Origin of the sequence: uncultured Pseudomonas sp., assembly GCF_913774235.1 — a bacterium.
GTDB lineage: Bacteria > Pseudomonadota > Gammaproteobacteria > Pseudomonadales > Pseudomonadaceae > Chryseomonas.
The window spans coordinates 150,703-171,613 of the sequence record NZ_CAJYDW010000005.1; the positions used below are offsets into that span (position 1 = coordinate 150,703).

General features: G+C 66.6%; 20 protein-coding genes. 9 read left to right on the forward strand and 11 right to left on the reverse strand.

Annotation, left to right across the window (positions count from 1 at the left end):
- The 3 genes from QZ471_RS03185 to QZ471_RS03195 all read left to right on the forward strand — a co-directional run bounded on the left by QZ471_RS03185 (window position 1) and on the right by QZ471_RS03195 (window position 1,319).
- Window positions 1-585 (forward strand): alpha-ketoglutarate-dependent dioxygenase AlkB, encoded by a 585-nt coding sequence (locus QZ471_RS03185; RefSeq protein WP_295460836.1) that lies wholly within the window; start codon window positions 1-3, stop codon window positions 583-585.
- Window positions 582-743: a hypothetical protein gene (locus tag QZ471_RS03190; protein WP_295460837.1), complete on the forward strand. Its 162-nt coding sequence runs from the start codon at window positions 582-584 to the stop codon at window positions 741-743. Before QZ471_RS03185 ends, QZ471_RS03190 begins: the two co-directional genes overlap by 4 nt.
- A gap of 129 nt (window positions 744-872) precedes the next feature.
- Entirely contained in the window at window positions 873-1,319 is a 447-nt protein-coding gene (locus QZ471_RS03195) for an Hsp20 family protein (protein WP_295460838.1), read from the forward strand.
- Window positions 1,320-1,534: 215 nt separating this feature from the next.
- On the opposite strand, the gene QZ471_RS03200 is transcribed toward QZ471_RS03195, so the two are convergent.
- Window positions 1,535-2,041 carry a cupin domain-containing protein gene (locus tag QZ471_RS03200; RefSeq protein WP_295460839.1) on the reverse strand — a complete coding sequence of 169 codons (507 nt, stop codon included), beginning with the start codon at window positions 2,039-2,041 and terminating at the stop codon, window positions 1,535-1,537.
- A gap of 88 nt (window positions 2,042-2,129) precedes the next feature.
- Between QZ471_RS03200 and QZ471_RS03205 the strand changes: the two genes are divergently transcribed.
- From QZ471_RS03205 to QZ471_RS03230, 6 genes are read left to right on the forward strand one after another with little or no spacing between them, the layout of a single operon-like run.
- Entirely contained in the window at window positions 2,130-4,355 is a 2,226-nt protein-coding gene (locus tag QZ471_RS03205; RefSeq protein WP_295460840.1) for an ABC transporter substrate-binding protein, read from the forward strand.
- Complete coding sequence (locus tag QZ471_RS03210; protein WP_295460841.1) at window positions 4,352-5,329, forward strand: ABC transporter permease; 978 nt, start codon at window positions 4,352-4,354, stop codon at window positions 5,327-5,329. The genes QZ471_RS03205 and QZ471_RS03210 overlap by 4 nt, the downstream gene beginning before the upstream one ends.
- A gap of 5 nt (window positions 5,330-5,334) precedes the next feature.
- Window positions 5,335-6,792 (forward strand): ABC transporter permease, encoded by a 1,458-nt coding sequence (locus QZ471_RS03215; RefSeq protein ID WP_295460842.1) that lies wholly within the window; start codon window positions 5,335-5,337, stop codon window positions 6,790-6,792.
- The gene (locus tag QZ471_RS03220; protein ID WP_295460843.1) at window positions 6,789-8,441 is read left to right on the forward strand and encodes a dipeptide ABC transporter ATP-binding protein; all 1,653 of its coding nucleotides are present in this window, start codon (window positions 6,789-6,791) and stop codon (window positions 8,439-8,441) included. Before QZ471_RS03215 ends, QZ471_RS03220 begins: the two co-directional genes overlap by 4 nt.
- Window positions 8,438-8,974, forward strand: coding sequence for a GNAT family N-acetyltransferase (locus tag QZ471_RS03225; protein ID WP_295460844.1), 537 nt, complete (start codon window positions 8,438-8,440; stop codon window positions 8,972-8,974). Before QZ471_RS03220 ends, QZ471_RS03225 begins: the two co-directional genes overlap by 4 nt.
- Complete coding sequence (locus QZ471_RS03230) at window positions 8,971-9,540, forward strand: GNAT family N-acetyltransferase (protein WP_295460845.1); 570 nt, start codon at window positions 8,971-8,973, stop codon at window positions 9,538-9,540. The genes QZ471_RS03225 and QZ471_RS03230 overlap by 4 nt, the downstream gene beginning before the upstream one ends.
- A gap of 36 nt (window positions 9,541-9,576) precedes the next feature.
- Here the strand turns inward: QZ471_RS03230 and QZ471_RS03235 are convergent, their stop codons facing one another.
- The 10 genes from QZ471_RS03235 to QZ471_RS03280 all read right to left on the reverse strand — a co-directional run bounded on the left by QZ471_RS03235 (window position 9,577) and on the right by QZ471_RS03280 (window position 20,773).
- Window positions 9,577-10,788: a nitrate/nitrite transporter gene (locus QZ471_RS03235; protein WP_295460846.1), complete on the reverse strand. Its 1,212-nt coding sequence runs from the start codon at window positions 10,786-10,788 to the stop codon at window positions 9,577-9,579.
- A gap of 813 nt (window positions 10,789-11,601) precedes the next feature.
- Window positions 11,602-12,117, reverse strand: coding sequence for a DUF4142 domain-containing protein (locus QZ471_RS03240; protein ID WP_295460847.1), 516 nt, complete (start codon window positions 12,115-12,117; stop codon window positions 11,602-11,604).
- Window positions 12,118-12,232: 115 nt separating this feature from the next.
- Window positions 12,233-12,985, reverse strand: a complete 753-nt coding sequence (locus tag QZ471_RS03245) for a hypothetical protein (protein WP_295460848.1) — start codon at window positions 12,983-12,985, stop codon at window positions 12,233-12,235.
- Entirely contained in the window at window positions 12,985-13,179 is a 195-nt protein-coding gene (locus tag QZ471_RS03250; RefSeq protein ID WP_295460849.1) for a hypothetical protein, read from the reverse strand. The genes QZ471_RS03245 and QZ471_RS03250 overlap by 1 nt, the downstream gene beginning before the upstream one ends.
- A gap of 94 nt (window positions 13,180-13,273) precedes the next feature.
- The gene (gene alaC, locus QZ471_RS03255; protein ID WP_295460850.1) at window positions 13,274-14,515 is read right to left on the reverse strand and encodes an alanine transaminase; all 1,242 of its coding nucleotides are present in this window, start codon (window positions 14,513-14,515) and stop codon (window positions 13,274-13,276) included.
- A gap of 150 nt (window positions 14,516-14,665) precedes the next feature.
- Entirely contained in the window at window positions 14,666-14,989 is a 324-nt protein-coding gene (locus QZ471_RS03260) for a TM2 domain-containing protein (RefSeq protein ID WP_295460851.1), read from the reverse strand.
- 126 nt (window positions 14,990-15,115) lie between these two features.
- Entirely contained in the window at window positions 15,116-16,360 is a 1,245-nt protein-coding gene (locus QZ471_RS03265) for a phosphatase PAP2 family protein (protein WP_295460852.1), read from the reverse strand.
- Window positions 16,361-16,428: 68 nt separating this feature from the next.
- Window positions 16,429-17,001, reverse strand: coding sequence for an ANTAR domain-containing protein (locus QZ471_RS03270; RefSeq protein WP_295460853.1), 573 nt, complete (start codon window positions 16,999-17,001; stop codon window positions 16,429-16,431).
- 11 nt (window positions 17,002-17,012) lie between these two features.
- Window positions 17,013-18,209, reverse strand: a complete 1,197-nt coding sequence (locus tag QZ471_RS03275; protein WP_295460854.1) for a CmpA/NrtA family ABC transporter substrate-binding protein — start codon at window positions 18,207-18,209, stop codon at window positions 17,013-17,015.
- A gap of 191 nt (window positions 18,210-18,400) precedes the next feature.
- On the reverse strand, window positions 18,401-20,773 hold the full coding sequence (locus QZ471_RS03280; RefSeq protein ID WP_295460855.1) for a penicillin acylase family protein: 2,373 nt from the start codon (window positions 20,771-20,773) through the stop codon (window positions 18,401-18,403).
- Between the last annotated feature and the right edge of the window lie 138 nt (window positions 20,774-20,911).

A 20,911-nucleotide genomic window follows, 5' to 3' on the forward strand; every position in this document is an offset into this window, starting at 1 on the left:
ATGATCGAAGAGCTGACGCTGGCCGACGCCGAGCTGGCCTTCTACCCGCAATGGCTGCCGCTGGAACGAGCCGACAGCTGGCTGCGGCAGTTGGAGGCCGAAACGCCCTGGAGCCAGCCACAGGTGCGGGTGTTCAATCGCTGGCATCCGGTACCGCGACAGGTGGCCTGGTATGCCGATCCTGGGGTGGTCTACGGCTACGCCGGTCTGGATCACGCCGCCTTGCCCTGGACGCCGCTGTTGCAACTCATCCGTGAAGCCGTCGAGGCAGCCTGCGGCCAGGCCTTCAATGGCGTGCTGCTCAATCGCTACCGCGACGGCCAGGACTCCATGGGTTGGCACAGCGACGACGAAGCCAGTCTCGGCCGCAATCCGGTGATCGCCTCGCTCAACCTGGGCGCCGCGCGCCGCTTCGACTTCCGCCGCAAGGGCACCAGCCGCATAGGTCATTCCCTGGAGCTAGGTCATGGCAGCCTGCTGGTCATGGCCGGCGCGACCCAGCATCATTGGCAGCATCAGATCGCCAAGACCCGCAAGGCCAGCGGGGTACGGCTGAATCTCACCTTTCGTTGGATAGCCCCATGAGCGACGACAGCAACAACCTCATCGACTTCACCACCGAGCGCGGCAAGCGCATCCATGACCTCAAGGAGCGCCGCCTGCAGGAAGTGCGTTCGGCCTTCGAGCAGGCCTTGCCGCTGGCTGCCGCCAAGAAGAAAAAGCGCAAGCCGAAGAAGAAATAGGGGCACTACCGTTCGTCGGGATTCGCCCTTGAAATTTTTTGGGGAATTCCTATCTAGGTTCGTGCGGGATGCCGAAGTCGGGTCCCGCAAGCAACACCGAAACTTGCTGAACCTATCAGGAGATTCATCATGAGCAACGTACTGTCCCTGGCCCCGCTGTTCCGTCATTCCGTCGGCTTCGACCGGTTCAACGACCTGTTCGAATCCGCGCTGCGCAACGACGCTGGCAGCTCCTATCCGCCCTACAACGTCGAGAAACACGTTGACGACCAGTATCGCATCGTGATCGCCGCCGCCGGTCTCCAGGAAGATGACCTGGAAATCGAAGTCGAGCGTGGCGTCTTGACCGTCAAGGGTGGCCGGCGCGAAAACAGCGCCGAGAGCGTGACCTTCCTGCACCAGGGCATCGCCCAACGTGCCTTCAAGCTGTCCTTCCGCCTCGCCGACCATATCGAGGTGAAGGGCGCCGATCTCAAGCATGGCTTGCTGAGCATCGAGCTGGTACGGGTGGTACCGGAAGAAGCCAAGCCCAAGCGCATCGCCATCACCGGCCAGCGCCCGGCCCTGGACCACTGATCGTCCAGGCGGCCTGCCTAAAAGCCCCAGCCCATGCTGGGGCTTTTTCGTTATGGGCGGCCCTCACCCCGACCCTCTCCCTGAGGGAGAGGGGGCGCCATTGTCGAGCTGGGAGTGGGGTGGAAAACCGCGCAGCGTTTTCCACGCGGAGCATCGCTTAGGTAGGGCTGCGGTGGTTCCAACGCTGAAGCCCAGCAAGATGGAGCCTCCAGCCGCTATTCGGCCTCGTTGCCGGCATGCCCCGGATGTGGCCCCAATTCCCTCACCGGACAATCCCGCCACTGCCTGTCACCCAGGCTCGCGGTGAATTTCGGATGCAGCGGATAGTGCAGCCGATTGTCCGCGCGACGGGTATCGCCCACCACCAGCAGTTCCACCGGCTCATCGGTCTCGTTGATGAAGGTGTGGGCGACGCCATCGCCGGCCTTGAAGCCGACCCCGTCGCCCGGTCCGAGTCGATGGGCGTGGCCGTCGATCCAGGCGGTGGGGTGGCCGGCGATCACATAGATGAATTCGTCCTCGGTAGCTTCCGCATGGGGCCGCGAGGTGCGGCGGCCGGGTGGCAGCAGTTCGTGATGGATACCCAGGCGGGCGAAGCCAAAGTGGCGGCCGAAGGCGGCGCCCAGGGAAAAGCGCTCGTCGCTATCCGGGTAACCGGGGCTGTCGGGCGCCTGGAGCCGGGACCAGTGGACGATCTTGTCGAAATCTTTCCGGGATTGCATGGGGTGCTGCGCCTCGCGGGAAAATAGCTCAAGCTTAGCCGCTTGGGCGGATGCTGCCGCCCCAGGTATCCATCGGTACAGGAACGCGATGCCCAGACTGTTCAGACAACTTCTCGCGCTGCTGACCCTGGCGCTGCTCGCTGGCTGCTCGCCAAGCGACACGCCGATCAACAGTCCGTACCGCGCCGGGGCCGAGGGGCAGAATACCCTCTATACCGCCTTCACCACCCGCTCGCCGAAGTACCTCGATCCGGCCAGTTCCTATTCCGGCGACGAGACCAACTTCACCTACAACATCTATGAGCCGCTCTACGGCTACCACTATTTCAAACGACCCTACGAGCTGATCCCGCGCGGCGCCGAGCGGGTGGTCGCGCCCTATTACCTGGACGCCCAGGGCCAGCGGCTGCCCGACGATGCGCCCGCGGACCAGATCGCCCAGAGCGTGTACGACATCCCCATCCGTCGCGACGCCCGCTATGCGCCCCATCCGGCCTTCGCCCGCGATGCCCAGGGCCACTACCGCTACTTCCCGATCAAGCCCGAGGATCTGGCGGACCGGTACCAGATTCCCGATTTCCCCGAGACCGACAGCCGCGCCCTGACCGCCGCCGACTACGCCTATGGCCTGCGCCGGCTGGCCAGTCCACGCCTGGTCTCGCCCAGCTACGCCATCTTTGCCGAGCACCTGGTGGGGATGCAGGCCTTCGGCGATAGCCTTCGCGCCGCGGACAAGGCCCTGCGTGCCACGCTGCCCAAGGGCGCGCCGCTGCCCTGGCTGGACCTGCGCCAGGGCGATCTGCCCGGCGTAGAGGTGCTGGACGACCACACCCTGAGGTTGCGGGTGATCGGCAAATACCCCCAATTCAACTACTGGCTGGCCATGACCTTCGCCGCGCCCATTCCCTGGGAGGCGGAGCGCTTCTACAGCCAGCCCGGCATGGCCGAGCACAATCTCAGCCTCAACAGCTGGCCGGTGGGCACCGGGCCCTATCGTCTGGCCGAATCCATCCCCAATCGCCGCCACGTGCTGGAGCGCAATCCCAACTACCACGCCGATCCCTACCCCTGCGAGGGGGAGCCCAGCGATCGCGAGCAGGGCCGGCTGGACGACTGCGGCAAGCCCATGCCGCTGATCGACCGCGCCGTGTTCAGCCTGGAAAAGGAAAGCGTGCCGCTGATGGGCAAGTTCATCCAGGGCTACTACGACGCGCCACAGATCGAGCGCGGTGAGTACGGCGTGGCCCTGCGTACCCGCGCCGGTGACTCGGTCGACTCTGCCGAACTCTATCGCGAGCGCGGCCTCAAGCTGCCCACCGCGGTGGAAGCGTCCAACTGGTACATCGGCTTCAACTGGCTGGACCCGGTGGTGGGGCAGGGTGCTACACCCGAGCAGCAGGAACGCAATCGCAAGCTGCGCCAGGCGTTGTCCATCGCCTTCGATTGGGAGAGCTACATCACCGTCTTCCTCAATGGCAACGGTCTGATCGCCAACGGCCCGTTGCCGCCCGGGGTGCTGGGCTACGAGGCGCCGCCCGCTGGCAGCAACCCGGTGGTCTATAGGCTGGTCGACGGCAAGCCCGAGCGGCGGCCCATCGAGGACGCCAAGCGCCTGCTCGCCGAAGCGGGCTATCCCGACGGGCGCGACGCCAACAGCGGGCGGCCGCTAATCCTGCAGTACGATGCCCAAAGCAGTGGCGACAGCGCCATGTTCGACTGGATGCGCCAGCAGACCGCCAAATTGGGTATCCAGCTGGAACTGCGCGGCACCGACTACAACAGATTCCAGGACAAGATGCGCAAGGGCGCGGCGCAGATCTTCTTCTGGGGTTGGAATGCCGACTATCCCGATGCCGAGAACTTCCTCTTTCTGCTCTACGGCCCCCAGGGCAAGGCCAAGCATGGCGGCGAGAATGCCAGTAACTACCGCAATCCCGAATACGACCGGCTGTTCGAGCAGATGAAAAGCCTCGACGACGGGCCGCAAAAGGTCGCCTTGATCCGGCGCATGGTGGCCATCGTGCAGCAGGACGCGCCCTGGCTGTTCGGTTGGAATCCGCTCTCCGGTGGCGCCTACCAGCAGTGGGTGTACAACGCCAAACCGACCCAGATGGTGCGCGATCAACTGCGCTACCTGCGCCTGGACCCGGCCCTGCGTGAGCGCGAGGTCCAGGAGTGGAATCAGCCGGTGCTCTGGCCGCTGTGGTTGCTACTGGGCCTGGCGCTGCTGCTGGTGTGGCCGGCCTGGCGCATCCTCAAACGCCGGGAGCGCCAGACCGCCTTTGGCGATGCGGCAAGGGAGGAGCGGCCATGATCGGTTACCTGCTGCGGCGCCTGGCCTATGGCGTGCTCATCCTGATCGGCGTGAATCTGCTGACCTTCGTGCTGTTCTTCACCGTCAACACCCCGGACGACATGGCGCGCCTGGCCATCGGCGGCAAATATGTCACCGCCGAAGCCATCGAGGACTGGAAGGCGGAGCACGGCTATGACAAGCCGCTGCTCATCAATACCACCCGTGAAGGAGGGCAGCGTTTCACCGATACGCTCTTCTTCGAACGATCGGTCAGCCTGCTGATGTTCGACTTCGGCACCTCCGACAGCGGTCGCGACATCGGCCGGGAGATCGCCGAGCGCGCCGGACCGAGCCTGGCGCTGGCCCTGCCGACCTTCGTCCTCGGCTTGCTCGCCAGCGTCGGCTTCGCCCTGCTGCTGGTATTCTTCCGCGCCACTCGCCTGGACTTCTGGGGCGTGGTGCTCTGCGTCCTGCTGCTGTCGATCTCTTCGCTGTTCTACATCATCGCCGGCCAGTGGCTGTTCTCCAAGATCCTGCGCCTGGTTCCTTACTCGGGTTACGAAGAGGGCTGGAACCTGCTGCGTTTCCTGGCATTGCCGGTGCTGGTGGCGGTGATTTCCGGACTGGGCAGCCAGGCGCGTTTCTATCGCGCGCTGTTCCTCGAGGAGATCGGCAAGGACTATGTGCGCACCGCCCGCGCCAAGGGCCTGGCCGAGCGCCAGGTGTTGTTGCGCCATGTGCTGCGCAACGCGGCGCTGCCGATTCTCACCGGGGTGGTCTCGGCCATTCCCCTGCTGATCATGGGCAGCCTGATCGCCGAATCCTTCTTCGGCATCCCTGGGCTGGGCAGCTACACCATCGACGCCATCAACGGCCAGGACTTCGCCGTGGTGCGCACCATGGTGTTCCTCGGCTCGGTGCTCTACATCGTCGGGCTGATCCTGGCGGACCTGTCCTACACCCTCGCCGATCCGCGCGTCCGTTTCGAGTAGCCGCCATGCCGACCTTCGTCTTGCTCTGGACCGATCTCGCGCTCTTCCTGTTGGTGGCCGGTACCCTGGTCTACGCCTGGCGCGCGCGCCGCCAACCCGCCTTGCGCGCCAGCTGGCGCCGGGTGCTGGAGGACGCGCCGGCGATGAGCGCAGCCGTGGTGCTGGCCAGCTTCGTCACCATCGCCCTGCTGGATTCGGTGCATTATCGCCCGCAACTGCCGGCTGCGCCCGGGGCCTCGGCGCCGATCTATTCCCCTACGGTGCTCTCGGCCCTGGATGGCTTGCTGGCCGACACCAGCCTCACCCAGCGCGAGAAGACCTATTCCGCGCCGCTCGCCACTCACCAGTTCACCAAGGAAACCCTGGGCACCACCGCCGATGGCAAGGCGTTGCGGGACTTCCCGCGGCTCAAGCACGCTGGCACCACCCTAAGCGATCCCGCCCGTGAGTGGCGTGGCGATGTCCTCAGGCGGCTGGCGCTCGGGCTGCTCGGTGGTCTGGCGCTGGCCCTGGCCACCGCCGCCCTGGCGGCGGTCCGGCTGCGCGAAGCCGGTAGCTTCAAGAAACGCTGCGAGCTCATCATCCGTGGCCATACCGCCACGCCCTGGCGGGCGATCCTGCTGACCTGGCTGGGCGTCTGCCTGGTGGCCGGCAGCGTGATCGGCCTGGCCAGCGGTTACCACGTGCTGGGCACCGACAGCACCGGCAACGATGTCCTCTACCAGTCGCTCAAGAGCATCCGCACCGCCTTCGTCATCGGCAGCCTGACCACCCTGGCCATGCTGCCGCCGGCCATCGGCTTCGGCCTGGCCGCCGGTTATTTCAAGGGCCGGGTGGACGATATCATCACCTACCTCTACACCACCCTGACCTCCATCCCCGGGGTACTGCTGGTGGCCGCCTGCGTGCTGATGATGCAGGTGTTCATCGACCGGCACCCGGAGCTGTTCGACACCGGCGCGGCGCGGGCCGACCTGCGGCTGTTCATGCTCTGCCTGATCCTTGGCCTGACCGGCTGGGCCGGCCTCTGCCGCCTGCTGCGCGCCGAGGCGCTCAAGTTGCGCGAGCTGGAGTACGTACAGGCGGCGCGGGCCTTCGGTGTCTCCCATTTCACCATCCTGCGCCGGCACCTGCTGCCCAACGTCTTCTACCTGGTGCTCATCACCCTGACCCTGGAATTCTCCAGCCTGGTGCTCTACGAAGCGGTGCTGTCCTACCTGGGCATCGGCGTCGACCCGACCATGAATTCCTTCGGCTCCATGATCAACGACGCCCGCACCGAGATGTCGCGCACGCCGATGATCTGGTGGAACCTGTTCAGCGCCTTCGCCTTCATGCTGGCCCTGGTGCTGGCGGCCAACCTGTTCGCCGATGCGGTACGCGACGCCTTCGATCCGCGCAGTCGCCGGTTGAGATCCGCCTGGCGCAGACGCCGCCCTGGGCAGGGTGAGGTACAGCCATGAAGCCGGTGCTGGAGATTCGCGACCTGGAGATCCTGGTCGACGGCGAGGAGGGCACCCGCCAGGCGGTCAAGGGGCTGGCCCTGGCCATCGCCCAAGGGGAGACCTTCGCCCTGGTGGGCGAGTCCGGCAGCGGCAAGAGCGTCACGGCGCTCTCGCTGCTGCGCCTGCTGCCGCCGTCGCTGGGCATCACCCGGGGTGCCGCGCTCCTGGCCGGTACCGACCTGCACCGTCTGCCGGAACGCCGCCTGCGTGAACTGTGCGGTGGGCGCATCGGCACCATCTTCCAGGAGCCGGCCACCAGCCTGAATCCGGTCATGCGCATCGGCGAGCAGATCGAGGAGACGCTGCGCGCCCATACCCCGCTGCGCGGTGCTGCCGCCCGGGCCAAGGTGGTGGAGTGGCTGCGCCGGGTCGGCATTCCCGAGCCGGAGCGGCGCATCGACGACTATCCCTTCCAGTTCTCCGGCGGCCAGAAGCAGCGCGTCATGATTGCCCTGGCGTTGGCCGCCGAACCGGATCTGCTGATCGCCGACGAGCCCACCACGGCGCTGGACGTCACCGTCCAGGCGCAGATCCTGATGTTGCTGGCCGATATCCAGCGCGAACTGGGCATGGCCATCCTGCTGATCACCCACGATCTCGCGGTGGTGCGCCAGGTCGCTCATCACGTCGCCCTGATGCGCCATGGCGAGATCGTCGAGAGCGCCCCGGCGGCGGAGTTCTTCCAGGCACCCCGGCATCCCTATGCCCGCGAGTTGTTCGCCGCCATTCCTACCTTCGCCAAGCGCGGCCAGACCCTGGCCGGTACGCCACGCGCCTTGCCCGAGAGGCAGCCGGGCGAGCGGCTGCTGGAAGTGCGCGAGCTGGCGGTGCACTATCCGATCCGCCGTGGCGCCTGGGGGCGGACCCGCGACTGGGTCAAGGCAGTGGACGGCGTGACCTTCGACCTGCACGCCGGTGAGACCCTGGCGCTGCTGGGTGAATCCGGCTGCGGCAAGACCACCACCGGCAAGGCGCTGCTGCGGCTGCTGGATGGTCCACGCATCCAGGGCAGCGCTCACCTCGGCGGCGAGGATTTGCTCAGGGCGGATCGCCGCACCCTGCAACGGCTGCGGCGGCAAATCCAGATCGTCTTCCAGGACCCCTTTGCCTCCCTCGATCCGCGCATGCGCATCGGCGCCACCCTGGAGCAGGGGCTGCTGGCCCTGCGCCCGGAGCTGGACGCTACCGAGCGCAAGCGCCGTGCCGCCGCCCTGGTGGAGCGGGTCGGCCTGCCGGGTGACACCCTCCAGCGCTTTCCCCATGAGTTCTCCGGCGGCCAGCGTCAGCGTATCGCCATCGCCCGGGCGCTGATCGTCGAACCCCAGGTGCTGGTCTGCGACGAGCCCACCTCGGCGCTGGACGTCTCAGTGCAGGCGCAGATCCTCGATCTCCTGCGCGAACTCCAGGCGGAGATGGGCTTGGCCTATTTGTTCATCACCCACAATTTCGGTGTCGTCGAATACCTGGCCGATCGCATCGCGGTAATGGACGGCGGCCGCATCGTCGAGCAGGGCAGCGCCGCGCAGGTGCTGCGTGCGCCCCACCATGCCATGACCCAGCGCCTGCTGGCCGCCGTGCCGCGGCTCGACGTCGGGACCAGGCCTTGAACTTTCCGCCGCGCATCGCCCTGGCCGATTTCGACCTGGTCTGGCCCCAGCCGCGCCTGGCCGCGGCTTTCGCCGAGGCGCTGAACTGGAGCTATGCCGAGCACCGGCGCTTCCTCGCCTGGGCCCGCGAACAGACCACCGTCGCCCAGGCGCGCGACAGCCTGCTCGCCGCCCGTGGTGCCTTCACCCTGGCCCAGGGCGAAAAACGTTACTTCCTGATGCGTGGCGAGGAGTTGCTCGGCTGCCTGGGCCTCACGCCTCTGGAGGGCGGCCGGCGCTACGAGATCGGCTACTGGATGCACAGCCTGCATACCGGACAGGGCTTCATGACTGCGGCGCTGCGGCATTTCGTCGAACAGCGCGGAGCGGCGGGCTTCTATCTCACTACCTCGGCTGCCAATACATCCAGTCAACGGCTGGCTGAGCGAGTCGGTTTCCGCCGGGTGCGGATAGTGCAAGATGATCGCGAGAGCCCCGAGGGCGGGCGTTGCGCGACTTGGGTCTACGAACTTCCACCGGACACCCCGCGATGAGCCTGAGCGTGCCCCTACAGTATCCCCCGCGCTTCGCCGTGACCGCGGCGGTGGAGCTGATCGACCTGACCCTGGCCGACCCTGCTGCCGTGGCCGACTACTACCGGCGCAATCGCCTGCACCTGGCGCAATCGATGCCTCGGCGCTCCGAGGCTTTCTACACCCTGGCGCAATGGCAGGGGCAGGGCGCAGCCTATCGCGCGGGCGGGCCGGGGCTCAGCGAATTGCGTCTGGTCCTGCGCGCCGGTGCGCTGGTGGTAGGCACGGTGAACTTCAGCCAGATCGTGCGCGGTGGCTTCCAGGCCTGCTACCTGGGCTATGGCCTGGACGAGACCTGGCAGGGGCTGGGGCTGATGCGCAACGCGGTACGGCTGGGCCGGGACTTCGTCATCGAACAACTTGGCCTCAATCGCATCATGGCCAACCACCTGCCGGAAAACGCCCGCAGTGCCCACCTGCTGACCAGCCTTGGCTTCGAGCGCGAGGGGCTGGCGCGCCGTTACCTGGAAATCGATGGGGTCTGGCGAGATCACGTGCTGACCAGCTACGTGCGTCCCGCACCCTGAACGAAAAACCGGCGGAGGACCTCCGCCGGGTCGCTCTCAGACTCGTGCCGCAGTGACCGCCGCCGAGCCCCAGGTGGTGCGCCAGCGGCGCTTGACGCTGAGCAGGCCGAACCAGGCGAGGATACCCAGGCCGGCGAACAGCCAGAGGCCGAGCTGGTAGTCACCGGTGGCCTGCTTGACGGCGCCCAGACCGGCGGTGAGGGCGAAGCCGCCGATACCGCCGGCCATGCCGATCAGGCCGGTCATGACGCCGATTTCCTTGCGGAAGCGCTGCGGTACCAGCTGGAACACCGAGCCGTTGCCGGCGCCCAGGCTGAGCATGGCGACCACGAACAGCGCCAGCGCCGCCATGGCGCTGGGCAGGTGGAAGCCCACCGCGGCGATGCAGATGGCCGCCACGGTATACATGCCGAGCAGGGCGCGGATGCCGCCGATACGGTCGGCCAAGGCGCCGCCCAGGGGCCGCATCAGGCTGCCGCCGAAGACGCAGGCCGCGGTGTAGTAGCCGGCCACCACCGGATCGAGGCCGTACTGGTCGTGGAAGTAGCCGGGCAGGGTGCTGGCCAGGCCCAGGAAGCCGCCGAAGGTCACGCTGTAGAAGAACATGAACCACCAGCTGTCGCGATCACCCAGGGCGCGGGCGTAATCGCCCAGGGTCTTGGGCGCCGGCCGCTCCGGGGCATTGCGGGCGCAGAGTACGAAGACCACCAGGGTCAATACCAGCGGCACCAGGGCGAAGCCGAACACATTGGTCCAGCCGAAGGCCTTGGCCAGCGCCGGGGCGAAGAGGGCGGCGAACACCGTGCCGGAGTTGCCGGCACCGGCGATACCCAGAGCCTTGCCCTGGTGCTGCGGCGGATACCACTGGGATGCCAGCGGCAAGGCCACGGCGAAGGACGCCCCGGCGAAACCGAGGAACAAGCCCAGTAGCAGCGACTGCTCGTAGCTATGTACGCCGAGTTGCCAGGCCACCAGCAGGGCGAGAATCACCACCACCTGGCCGATGATGCCGGCGGTCTTGGGCGACAGCCGATCGGCGACGAAGCCGAGGATCAGCCGCAATACCGCGCCGGCCAGGATGGGCGTGGCCACCATCATGCTGCGCTGCTGGGTAGTCAGCTGCAGGTCGGTGGCGATCTGCACCGCCATCGGGCCGAGCACGTACCAGACCATGAAACTCAGGTCGAAGTAGAGGAAGGCGGCGAACAGGGTCGGCGCATGGCCGGCTTTCCAGAAACTGGGACTCATGGGGCACCTCGGGCACATCGCAGGCATGAAAAAGGCGCCAGTCACCCGCCCCGTTGCCGGGAGGTGAACTGACGCCTTTGTCGGTTGGGGTGACCGCCGTTGGCCACCGCTAGCGGATGCTTTGCAAGAGCGACGCCAAGTTGTCCAAGCCCGCGGTTGAGCGAGGCTGACGGGGTTGGCAGCGTCTGAACAGCATGAAGCGCTGCACAATGATCGGGCGCTGTTGGCGGAGATTGCCCTCTATTGGCGCTTTGTAGAGCAGCTGGGGCCGTTTCAATCGCGGCCATGGCGGCCGGCCGATGGCCGATCACCAGCTTGCCGGGGCTGATGAAGCTGAACGCCTGCTCGGATAGCCCCCTCTCCCCTCGGGAGAGGGTTGGGGTGAGGGCGCCCTTCGTCACGAAGCCCCAGTGGAAAGGGCTGCGCCGCTTTCCACGTCTAGCTTGCCGGTGCTGATAGAGCTGAATGCCTATACGGATAGCCCCCTCTCCCCTCGGGAGAGGGGTGGGGTGAGGGCGCCCTTCGTCACGAAGCCCCAGTGGAAAAGGCTGCGCCGTTTTCCACACTACGGCTAACTTGCCGGGGCTGATGGAGCTGAGTGCCTGCTCGGATAGCTCCCTCTCCCCTTGGGAGAGGGTTGGGGTGAGGGCGCCCTTCGTCACGAAGCCTCAGGGGAAAAGGCTACGCCGCGATTAGTGCGTCATGGAGTAGGTAGGGGGCTATCGCGGCCACGGGCCGCTCCTACAAGAGCATCACCCGCTGTAGAAGAGGCCGCATTGGCGGACCGCCACGGCCGCGATAACAGGCTTGCAGCTACTTCGCGTACTTGGTCTGCAATGCCTTGGCTTCCTGCAGGTGATGCTCCAGCGTCGGCAGGGTCTTCTCGGCAAAAGCCTTCAGCTCGGCATCGTCGCTGGTCTGGGATTCGGTGCGGAAGATCTGGATGGTCTGCTCATGGGCCACCACCTGGTTGTTGGCGTAGGAGCGGTCGAAGGAATCGTCGCGCACCTGCAGGATCATGGCTTTGGCCTTGTCCATCAGCTCGGCGTCGCTGGAGACCTCCAGCTTCTTCTGCTGGGCCAGGCTCTTCAACTGCTCGTTGGCCTTGGTGTGGTCGTCGATCATGCGCTGGGCGAAGGTCTTGATGTCCTGGGACTGGCTCTTCTCCAGCGCCAGCTTGCCTGCTTCGATTTCGGCGATACCCTTGGCCGAGGCGTCGTCGACGAACTGGGCCGGGGAGAGCTTGTCGGCGGCCTGGGCCAGACCGGCACCAGCGGCCAGCAGGATGGCAAGGGACAGGCTGGAAGCTTTCTTCAGCATGGGCGTCATGAGGGTGCTCCTGATTTCTAGGCAGTATGAAAGGCGCCACCTGAGGGTGTCCGCCTTGCAAGTGGGACCTGCCTAAAAAGTCATACGTTCCCTTTTAAAATTCCTGAAGGCCGCGTCAGGCGCGGCTTACGCTTGAGCGAAACGCTTCATAGGCATCGAAATCGAAGCGCGTTGCCGAGACGATCTGGCTCTGTTTGAGCGTCAGATAGATGTCCTTGCCCTTGTCCGCGTAGTGGGTGGTGAAGGTCACCCAGAGTTTGTCCTTGTCGCGGTAGCCGCTCATGATCGGCTTGATGCAGACGTCCTGGTCCGCACCCTCCGTTTCACTCGGTTCGCCCAGGGTGGTGATCCGCCCGACGTACACCTTGCGCTCCTCCAGGGTGAGCATCAGCGTCTCCCGATTGATGGAGGCAGTCATCAGCAGGTCGTCCAGCGGGCTGTCCTTGAGGATGCCGGCGAGGATGAAGGTGCGGTAGTTGTCTTCGCTCAGGCCATACTTGCGCTTGATGGTAAAACGCGCCAATGCGGCCCAGCCGCTGGGAATCACCAGGGCGGTCACCGTTACCAGCAGGATCCAGGCGGCTTGCAACGAATCGTCCAGGGTGCCGGTGCGGCGCAGGAGTTCGGCCAGACCGGCGAAGTAGTCGAGCGAGAAGTGCCAACCGCCCAGCGACCAGGTACGTTCCTGCAGGAGCTGGGCGATGCCCAGGTGCAGAGTGACGGCGAGCAGGGTGCAGAACAGACCGAAGCGTGCGCTCTGCAGATAGAGGTACTGGCCCTCGTAGCGATGCAGGCGATAGAAATACAGGGGATGCTTGTGACAGACGAGAAAGCCGCTGACCAGGATCGGCAGGAGCAGCAGGAACATCAGAGTTCGATGAGGCGCCGGGCGCGGGCCAGGTCTTCCTTGAACTCGGGGGAGTCGAAGACTTCCGCCGGATCGATGCGCACGGTACCGCGACCGACGACACGCATGGATTTGTAGGTGTTGTTGATGCTCGCGGCCAACTTGAGTTCGTCCGCGGAAGGCGATTTGAGCAGGTTGAACAGGCCTTTCAGCATGGTGGTGTCCCGAGGGTGCTCTAAGCGCTTATAGCCTGGAACGCCAGGACTGACAAGGATTCGCCGCGCCGCCGGTCAACGGCGCGGCGTGACCTCAGGCCGATTCGACCCCGGACTTACGGGTGGCAGCCTTGGGCAGCAGGCCATCGGCGCGGAACATCTGCTTGATGCCGCGCACCGCCTGGCGGATGCGGTCCTGGTTCTCGATCAGGGCGAAACGCACATGGTCGTCGCCGTAGTCGCCGAAGCCCAACCCCGGCGAGACGCAGACCTTGGCCTCGGCCAAGAGCTTCTTGGCGAATTCCAGCGAGCCCAGGTGGGCATAGGGCTCGGGAATCTTCGCCCAGACGTACATGGAGGCCTTGGGATTCTCCACCATCCAACCAGCTTCGTGCAGGCCGCGCACCAGCACGTCGCGGCGCTGCTGGTACTGCAGGGCGATGTCGCGCACGCACTGCTGGTCGCCTTCCAGGGCGGCGATGGCCGCCACCTGCAGCGGGGTGAAGGTGCCGTAGTCGTGGTAGCTCTTGATCCGCGCCAGGGCGGCGACCAACTCGGGATTGCCGACCATGAAGCCGATCCGCCAGCCGGCCATGTTGTAGCTCTTGGACAGGGTGAAGAACTCCACGGCGATGTCCTTGGCGCCGGGTACCTGCATGATGGATGGCGCCTGCCAGCCGTCGAAGACGATATCGGCGTAGGCCAGGTCGTGTACCACCAGCACGTTGTAGCGCTTGGCCAGTTCCACCACGCGCTCGAAGAAGTCCAGCTCCACGCATTGGGCGGTGGGGTTGGAGGGGAAGCCGAGGATCATCATCTTCGGCTTGGGAATGCTTTCGCGGATGGCTCTTTCCAGCTCGGCGAAGAAGTCCATGCCCTGTACCAGGGGCACCGAACGCACCTGGGCGCCGGCGATCACCGCGCCGTAGATATGGATCGGATAGCTCGGATTGGGCACCAGCACCGTATCGCCGGCATCCAGGGTGGCCAGCATCAGGTGCGCCAGGCCTTCCTTGGAACCAATGGTGACGATGGCTTCGCTATCGGCATCGATTTCCACCTGGTAGCGGTCGCGATACCAATGGGAGATAGCGCGTCTCAACCGGGGAATGCCCTTGGAGCTGGAATAGCCGTGGGTGTCTTCGCGCTGGGCGACCTGGCAGAGCTTCTCGACGATGTGCGGCGGCGTGGCCCCGTCCGGGTTGCCCATGGACAGGTCGATGATGTCCTCACCGCGACGGCGCGCGGCCATCTTGAGTTCGGCGGTGATGTTGAAGACGTAGGGGGGCAGGCGATCGATGCGCGCAAAGCGGCGCACGGGACTGGAGTCAGTCATGCGTTCCTCGAAGTACGTAAGCGCCCGGAACCGTCCGAGCGACGTGGGTCACAGGAGGTGACCTGCAGCGGACATTAGCCGCAGGTCGCTGCGCTTGTCGAGGAAAAAATCGCGCGGGCGCTCAGCTCGTGCCGAGCGCCCCGACCTTCATCAGAGCGATGGGTTGCCCTGCAGCACGGCGACTTCCAGGCGTGCCTGCTGCCGCACCTTGTCCTGGTGCTCCTGGATCATGCCAGGGATGAGGAAGGCATCGACCAGGCACCAGATGCCGATCGCGATCCAGGGGATTAAGAACGTGACCCAACCGATCAGCCAGAGCACCAGCATGACGCAGGCACTGCCGTTGCGGCCGAGGTAGAAGCGATGACCACCGAGTATGCCGAAGAAGAACCAGATGACATAGGCGGCGCCGGTGGATTTGCGCGCGTTGGCGACCTTTTGTTCGACCAGCATTTCGGATTGCAGCGAGCTCATGGGCATAAGTCCTTTTGATTGAGCGAGTCCGTGAAGTCGGTATTTTTACAGAATTTTGCCAACTCTTCCACGGAGGTGGCCGGCTTCCCTGCCGGTCGTAGCTGACTCTCGGCGGTGCGGCGACACTCAGGGCGTGCGGATGACGTCCAGCAGATCCAGTCGCTGCCACTGGTTATGGGCGGGATCCAGGCCCAGTTCGGGCACACCATGGGGCTTGGCGAGGCGTGCCTGGGCGGCGGCGGCGTCGAGCGCCGGTGCCAGGGCCTGGGCCAGGCCAGGGGCGCTGGCGGGAACCTGGATCGGCTGCTTGACTGAACCGGCAGTGGGCGGGCCGTAGCTCAGGGTGTAGTGGTTGAAGGCGAAGGCCGCGCGGCTGTTCCAGGGGTCTTGGCCGACCGCTGCGCTCGCGGCGCACTGGCCCAGGGCCACACCGCAGGCCTTGGTCAGGGCCGTACGCAGTTGCTCGCGCGCCTCGTCGAACAGGCGGCGATAGGCGGGGTCGGCCAGGTAGTGGGCGACGTTGTACTGGGCGATCATGCGTCCGCCGATGACGTCCAGCGGATAGTGCACCCCGAGTACCTGCCGCGAGTAGCCGTAGCCGGCACCGCGGGCAATCAGGGCCGGGGCCCGTTCGGGCAGCATGGCGGCGAGCAGCAGGCTGTCGGTATAGCCCACGGTGCTATGGCCGCTGGGGAAGGCGCCGGCCGAGGCGACATAGGGTTTGCCATCGCCCACCACCACGCGATCCGGCACCAGGGTCACCGGTTTGTCCGGCAGCAGGAAGGGACGCGGGTAATCGAAGTATTTCTTGGCCGGCGCGGTGCTCACTTCCGAGGCCTTGATCAGCGCCGCGGCCTTGCCCAGGTCGCCCCGCTCGTAGGCGTCGAGGAAGGCCTGGCCCAGGCGCGGACCCAGGGCGTCGGCGAGGTAGTAGAGGAAGGCGATGCCGTTGGCATCGAGCACCGCCCGGTCCTGCAGCTTCGGCGAGGCGCTGTGATTGATGCGCACGACGGTGGCCGTGCTGGCCGCCAGCAGGCTCTGCGGCAGGGTACGGAAGCCTTCCAGCACCTGGATGTCGGCCTGTTGCAACTGCTCCTTGGCGAAGTCGTAGCCTTGCGCGGTCAGCCAGGCCTCATCGGTCAGGGGCGCGGTCTGGCGGACGTGCTCGATGCCGCTCTGGTCGAGTGGCTGGGCGGCCTGGCGCAGGCGCTGCACCAGCAGTTCGCGCTGGCGCTGTTCCAGCTGGGCGAAGGCCCCGGTCTTGCCAGCCTGTTCCAGGCTGGTGAGGAAGGCCTGGGGTTGGGTGCTGGCCGCCTGGGCCAGCGGGGTGAGCAGCAATCCGCAGATAAGACTGGCGGTGACAGCGCGCATGGGAGGTCTCCGGTTGACGGTGGCCCCCAGTCTGGGATGCGCTGATTGCCGAAATGTTACAAGATATTTCAGCCGAGCAATTCGCTCATGGCGATGATCTGGTCGGCTACCTGGATCAGCTTCTGCTGCTTGCTCATGGCCTGGCGGCGCATCAGGGTGTAGGCCTCGTCCTCGCTGCAGCCACGCATCTTCATCAGCAGCCCCTTGGCCTGGTCGATTTTCTTGCGCTCCAGCAACTGCTGCTCACGGGCCTGGAGTTCGGCGCGCAGGGCCTGGTCGGTCTCGAAACGCGCCCGGGCGACATCGATGATGGCCTGCAGGCGGCTGGTCTGGATGCCCTCGACGATGTAGGCGCTCACCCCGGACTGGATGGCCCGGCGCATCACCTGGGGATCGTGCTCGTCGGTGAACATGACGATGGGCCGGGGCTGGTCGCGGGTGACCAGGCAGACCTGCTCCATGACGTCGCGGCCGGGGGATTGGGTATCGAACAGGATGACGTCCGGCCGCAATGCCTCGATGCGCGCCGGCAGGTCGATGGTCAGGCCGGATTCCTCGATGACGTCGAAGCCGGCTTCGATCAGTGCGGCCTTCAGCCGCCCGACCTTCTTGGGGGTGTCGTCGATGAGCAGGATGCGCAAGGTCGTGCTCCCTAGTGGTCGGCGAGGGCGTGGAGGTCGAAGCTGCGGGCGTAGCCGGCCGGATCGCTGCCGTCCCAGGCGCGGCCATCGAGCAGGACGCTGTGGCGCCGGGTGGCCGGCACCGCCAGCCCCAGGCTGGTGGCCGCGTCACGATACAGCTCGGTGCATTGCACCGCCGCGGCGATGCCCTGGTAGTCCGGGTCTTCGCGCAGCAGGCCCCAGCGACGGAATTGGGTGAGAAACCAGAGACCGTCGGAGAGATAGGGTGGGTTGACTTCCCCCTGGCGATGGAAAGCCAGTGGGTGGGCATCCTCCCAGTGGTGATCCAGGCCATCCTGGTAGCGACCGAGGAAGCGCTCGCTCACAAGCGCCGGCTCGGCGTTGACATAGGCTGCGCCACTGATGAGCTGGGCGGTGCTGGCGCGGTTCTCGGCGTTTTCCTCGATGAAGCGGCTGGCATCGAGCAGGGTGCGGATCAAGGCGCGGGCGGTGTTGGGATAGCGTTCGGCGAAGGCGCGGGTGCAGGTCAGCACCTTTTCCGGATGGTCCGGCCAGATGGCCTGGGTGGTGGTCAGGGTGAAGCCCTGCTCACCGGCCACCGCGGCTGCGCCCCAGGGCTCGCCCACGCAGTAGCCGTCCACTCGGCCGGCGGCCAGGTGCTCGGGCATCTGCGGCGGCGGTACCAGCACGGTACGCACGTCGTGAAGGGGGTGGATGCCTTGGGCGGCCAGCCAATAATAGAGCCAGAAGATGTGGGTGCCGGTAGGGAAGGTGTGCGCCAGGGTCAGCGGCTGGGCGCCGGGCTCGCGAACACGGGCCACGAAGGAAGCAATGTCCTTTACGCCCGCCAGCGCCAGGCTGCGCGCCAGATTGATGCTCTGGCCATTCTGCGCCAGGCCCATGAGTACCGCCATGTCGGTCGCCGGGGCGCCGCCCAGGCCCAGCTGGATGCCGTAGACGAGGCCGTAGAGGCTATGGGCGGCATCCAGGCGGCCGCCGAGCAGGTTGTCTCTCAGCGCCGACCAGGACGGTTGGCGATGCAGGTGCAGGGTCAGGCCGTGGGGTTCGCCGAAGCCCTGGGTCGCCGCCACGATCAGTGAAGCGGCATCGCTCAGCGGCAGGAAGCCCAGGTTGAGTTCGGGTTTTTCCGGGGCGTCCGAGCCGGCTACCCAGAGGTGCGCGGCGGACGAGGGGGACGAGGCGGGCATGGGGTCTCCGGCGGCTGACTTGGGCATTCACACGACCTTTCGTGAGCCATTGTGGGGACAGGCACGCGGGCAGCGTCAAGCCTTCCATGCGGGGCGCGTATCCCGCACGGCAGACTACCTGGCTGCAGCGGCTGCCTCGCCCAGGGCCTGCGGCAATGGGACGAACCCGCGATGGGGCTCGTCCCTGGCATTCACTTCTGCGGTATCAGCAGCAGGCGGTCGCGGCCATAGACGCGTTCCAGGTTCTGCGGTTGCAGCGGCAGACTCTGGTATTGGCCCTTGACCCAGCCATTGCCCGGGGTACCGGCCTGGCTAGCCTGCAGCGGCTCGGTCAGGCCGAAGTCCACCACCAGGCGCAGCGCCGGCGCCAGCCAGACCTTCGAGTCACCGCCCCAGTGGCTGGCGGTCAGGTCCAGGGTGGACGCATCGCCGCCGGAGGCAGCACCGGCCAGGCGATGCAGGCGACCCCACTGCCAGGCGGCGCGGTCGCTGCCCAGTTGCGCCACGCAGCGGTCGATGGTGGCGGCCAGCGCGCGGGCGAAGACGGCGGGCTTGCCCGCCTGGGGGCCGTCGCCCCAGTAGGGGCTGTCGTCCCGTGCCAGCAGGTGGTCGACGACGGGGTTGTAGCCGGTATCGCTCAGCGTGGTGAAGGCGTGCCAGGCCGGGCTGTCGGTCCCCCCGAGTGCCTTGGCGAAGGTCTGCTCGGCCAGGACCTGAAGGAAGGTCTCGTAGATCGCCGCATCGGCCGAGCTGGCTGTCAGGCGACCGTCGAAGGCCAGCAGGCGGCTCAGGGCTTCTTCCGCCGCGCGGCGCTGGTCGGCGGGCAGGGCGGCGATGGCCTGGCGCAGCGGGGTGGCAAAGCCGGGGGCGCCGAGTTGGGTCTTCAGCTTGGCGGCCAGGGTAGTGGTCTGGTCCTGCTGCAGGGCCATGGCATCACGGGAGTCCAGGCGTGCGGAGCGGCCGGCCAGTTGCGCCAGGCGCTCCTGACGCTCGGGGCCGGCCCAGCTACTGGAGAGCTGCATGCCGTAGCCACGCGGTACCACCCGGTTATTGGCGGTGCCGAGCCAGCCCTCGGCAGGGTCCTGGTCGTAGGGGTGCAGCATGGGATCGGCGTAGCCGTCCCAGGCGTAGCGCTCGTCCCAGCCGGGCGAGGGCAGCAGGCCAAGGCCGCTGCGCCGGTTGGGGTAGCGGCCGGTCACCTGCCAGCCGATGTGCTCGGCGTCGGCGAACACCAGGTTCCAGTCGCTGGCTCGCAGGTCCCGTGCCAGTTCGAAGGCGCGCTCCACGTCCTTGGCGCGCGAGAGGTCGAAGAGGGCATCCAGACTCTTGTCGGCTTCCAGGCGACTGCTGCGCAGGGCCAGGCCATAGCCATTGGCGTCCGGCGCCAGCGCCAGGTTGAGCAGCGGGCCGCGTGGACTGCTGTAGAGGGTTTCCCGGCGCGGCTTCTCGCCGCGGATGAAGAAGGTTTCCACCCGCTCACTGGCGGGCTGCCACTGGCCGTTGCTCTGTACCTGCAGGCGACCGCCCTGGCGTTGCAGGCGCTCCAGGTAGAGATCCTGGCTATCGCCCATCAGGGTGGCAGCGCCCCAGGCCAGCTTGCCGTTGTAGCCATCCAGCAGCAGCGGCAGACCGGGCAGGGTGGTACCCACCGCCTCGAAGCGCGGCGCTCTCAGGGTCACCAGGGTGAAGGGCGACTGGCCATCGAAGGCGCTGACCTTGTCCACGCCCAGCAGGCTGCGGCCGCTGCGGGTATGGCCGGGCGTCGCCGCCCAGGCGGTGCCGGTGGGGCCGCCGAAGGGTGCGAGCTGGGCCAATTGCCGCTGGACGTCCAGCAGGGCCTCGAGACCGGGTACCTGGCCACGCAGATTAAGGCCACGCAGCTTGGCTGTCTCTTCGTCGGGCAGGGGTTCGTCGGGATAGGTGGGCAGCAGCCAGGCCAGGCGCTCGGGGCCGACCTGGGCCGCCAGGGCCAGGGCCGCGGTTTCCTTGCGCAGGTCCACGGCCTGGGCGAAGTTGAGCAGCTCGAAGAGCAGGGCGCTGTCTTCGGGTTTCCAGTACTCGGTGCGATAGTCGTGCCCGTTCAGTTCGACCCGCTCGCCGGCCCGGTAGAGATAGGCGTTGACGCCGCGGGCATAGACCTCGAAGAAGGTCTTCAGTCGCGGCGAGGCGTTGGCAAAGGCCACCTGGGCGGCCTTGCGCAGGTCCACGGCGCGCATGAAGCGGTCGGTATCCAGCCGGCTGTCGCCATAGGCCTCGGCCAGCCGGCCCTGGGCCAGCAAGCGCAGCTCGATCATCTGCGGCAGCCGTTCGCTGGCGTGGACGTAGCCCAGGGCGAACAGAGCGTCGTGGAAGGTGGTGGTCTCGATCAGCGGCTGGCCTTCGGCGTTGCGCCGCACCGAGGCGGTCTGCGCCAGGCCGCGCAGCGGCAGGCTGCCCTTGAGTTGCGGCTGGCCGCGGGTCGGCGATTCCTCGGCGAAATACTGGCAGCCGGCGAGGGTGACCAGTAGCCCGAGGGCGGCGAGGCGCAGGGGCGCGCGCTGGCGAAGGCGAAGGGACGAGACCATGAAGAACGGGCACTCCGGTGGGTGGATACCAAGGGTGCGCTACGTTAGCAGGGTCCACGTCGGGGGCAAGTCTGCCGACGCTGGTCGGTAGTTACAACCGGCCCGATGAGCGTATCTTTGCCTGATCCCTACCCAAGG

Excerpts from the sequence above, each read along its gene's own strand:
- QZ471_RS03200 (WP_295460839.1), bottom strand. The coding sequence starts at position 2,041 with ATGCAATCCCGGAAAGATTTCGACAAGATCGTCCACTGGTCCCGGCTC.
- QZ471_RS03190 (WP_295460837.1), top strand. The coding sequence starts at position 582 with ATGAGCGACGACAGCAACAACCTCATCGACTTCACCACCGAGCGCGGC.
- QZ471_RS03195 (WP_295460838.1), top strand. The coding sequence starts at position 873 with ATGAGCAACGTACTGTCCCTGGCCCCGCTGTTCCGTCATTCCGTCGGC.
- QZ471_RS03185 (WP_295460836.1), top strand. The coding sequence starts at position 1 with ATGATCGAAGAGCTGACGCTGGCCGACGCCGAGCTGGCCTTCTACCCG.
- QZ471_RS03220 (WP_295460843.1), top strand. The coding sequence starts at position 6,789 with ATGAAGCCGGTGCTGGAGATTCGCGACCTGGAGATCCTGGTCGACGGC.
- QZ471_RS03230 (WP_295460845.1), top strand. The coding sequence starts at position 8,971 with ATGAGCCTGAGCGTGCCCCTACAGTATCCCCCGCGCTTCGCCGTGACC.
- QZ471_RS03240 (WP_295460847.1), bottom strand. The coding sequence starts at position 12,117 with ATGACGCCCATGCTGAAGAAAGCTTCCAGCCTGTCCCTTGCCATCCTG.
- QZ471_RS03250 (WP_295460849.1), bottom strand. The coding sequence starts at position 13,179 with ATGCTGAAAGGCCTGTTCAACCTGCTCAAATCGCCTTCCGCGGACGAA.
- QZ471_RS03205 (WP_295460840.1), top strand. The coding sequence starts at position 2,130 with ATGCCCAGACTGTTCAGACAACTTCTCGCGCTGCTGACCCTGGCGCTG.
- QZ471_RS03210 (WP_295460841.1), top strand. The coding sequence starts at position 4,352 with ATGATCGGTTACCTGCTGCGGCGCCTGGCCTATGGCGTGCTCATCCTG.
- alaC (WP_295460850.1), bottom strand. The coding sequence starts at position 14,515 with ATGACTGACTCCAGTCCCGTGCGCCGCTTTGCGCGCATCGATCGCCTG.
- QZ471_RS03280 (WP_295460855.1), bottom strand. The coding sequence starts at position 20,773 with ATGGTCTCGTCCCTTCGCCTTCGCCAGCGCGCGCCCCTGCGCCTCGCC.
- QZ471_RS03215 (WP_295460842.1), top strand. The coding sequence starts at position 5,335 with ATGCCGACCTTCGTCTTGCTCTGGACCGATCTCGCGCTCTTCCTGTTG.
- QZ471_RS03275 (WP_295460854.1), bottom strand. The coding sequence starts at position 18,209 with ATGCCCGCCTCGTCCCCCTCGTCCGCCGCGCACCTCTGGGTAGCCGGC.
- QZ471_RS03245 (WP_295460848.1), bottom strand. The coding sequence starts at position 12,985 with ATGTTCCTGCTGCTCCTGCCGATCCTGGTCAGCGGCTTTCTCGTCTGT.
- QZ471_RS03235 (WP_295460846.1), bottom strand. The coding sequence starts at position 10,788 with ATGAGTCCCAGTTTCTGGAAAGCCGGCCATGCGCCGACCCTGTTCGCC.
- QZ471_RS03260 (WP_295460851.1), bottom strand. The coding sequence starts at position 14,989 with ATGAGCTCGCTGCAATCCGAAATGCTGGTCGAACAAAAGGTCGCCAAC.
- QZ471_RS03265 (WP_295460852.1), bottom strand. The coding sequence starts at position 16,360 with ATGCGCGCTGTCACCGCCAGTCTTATCTGCGGATTGCTGCTCACCCCG.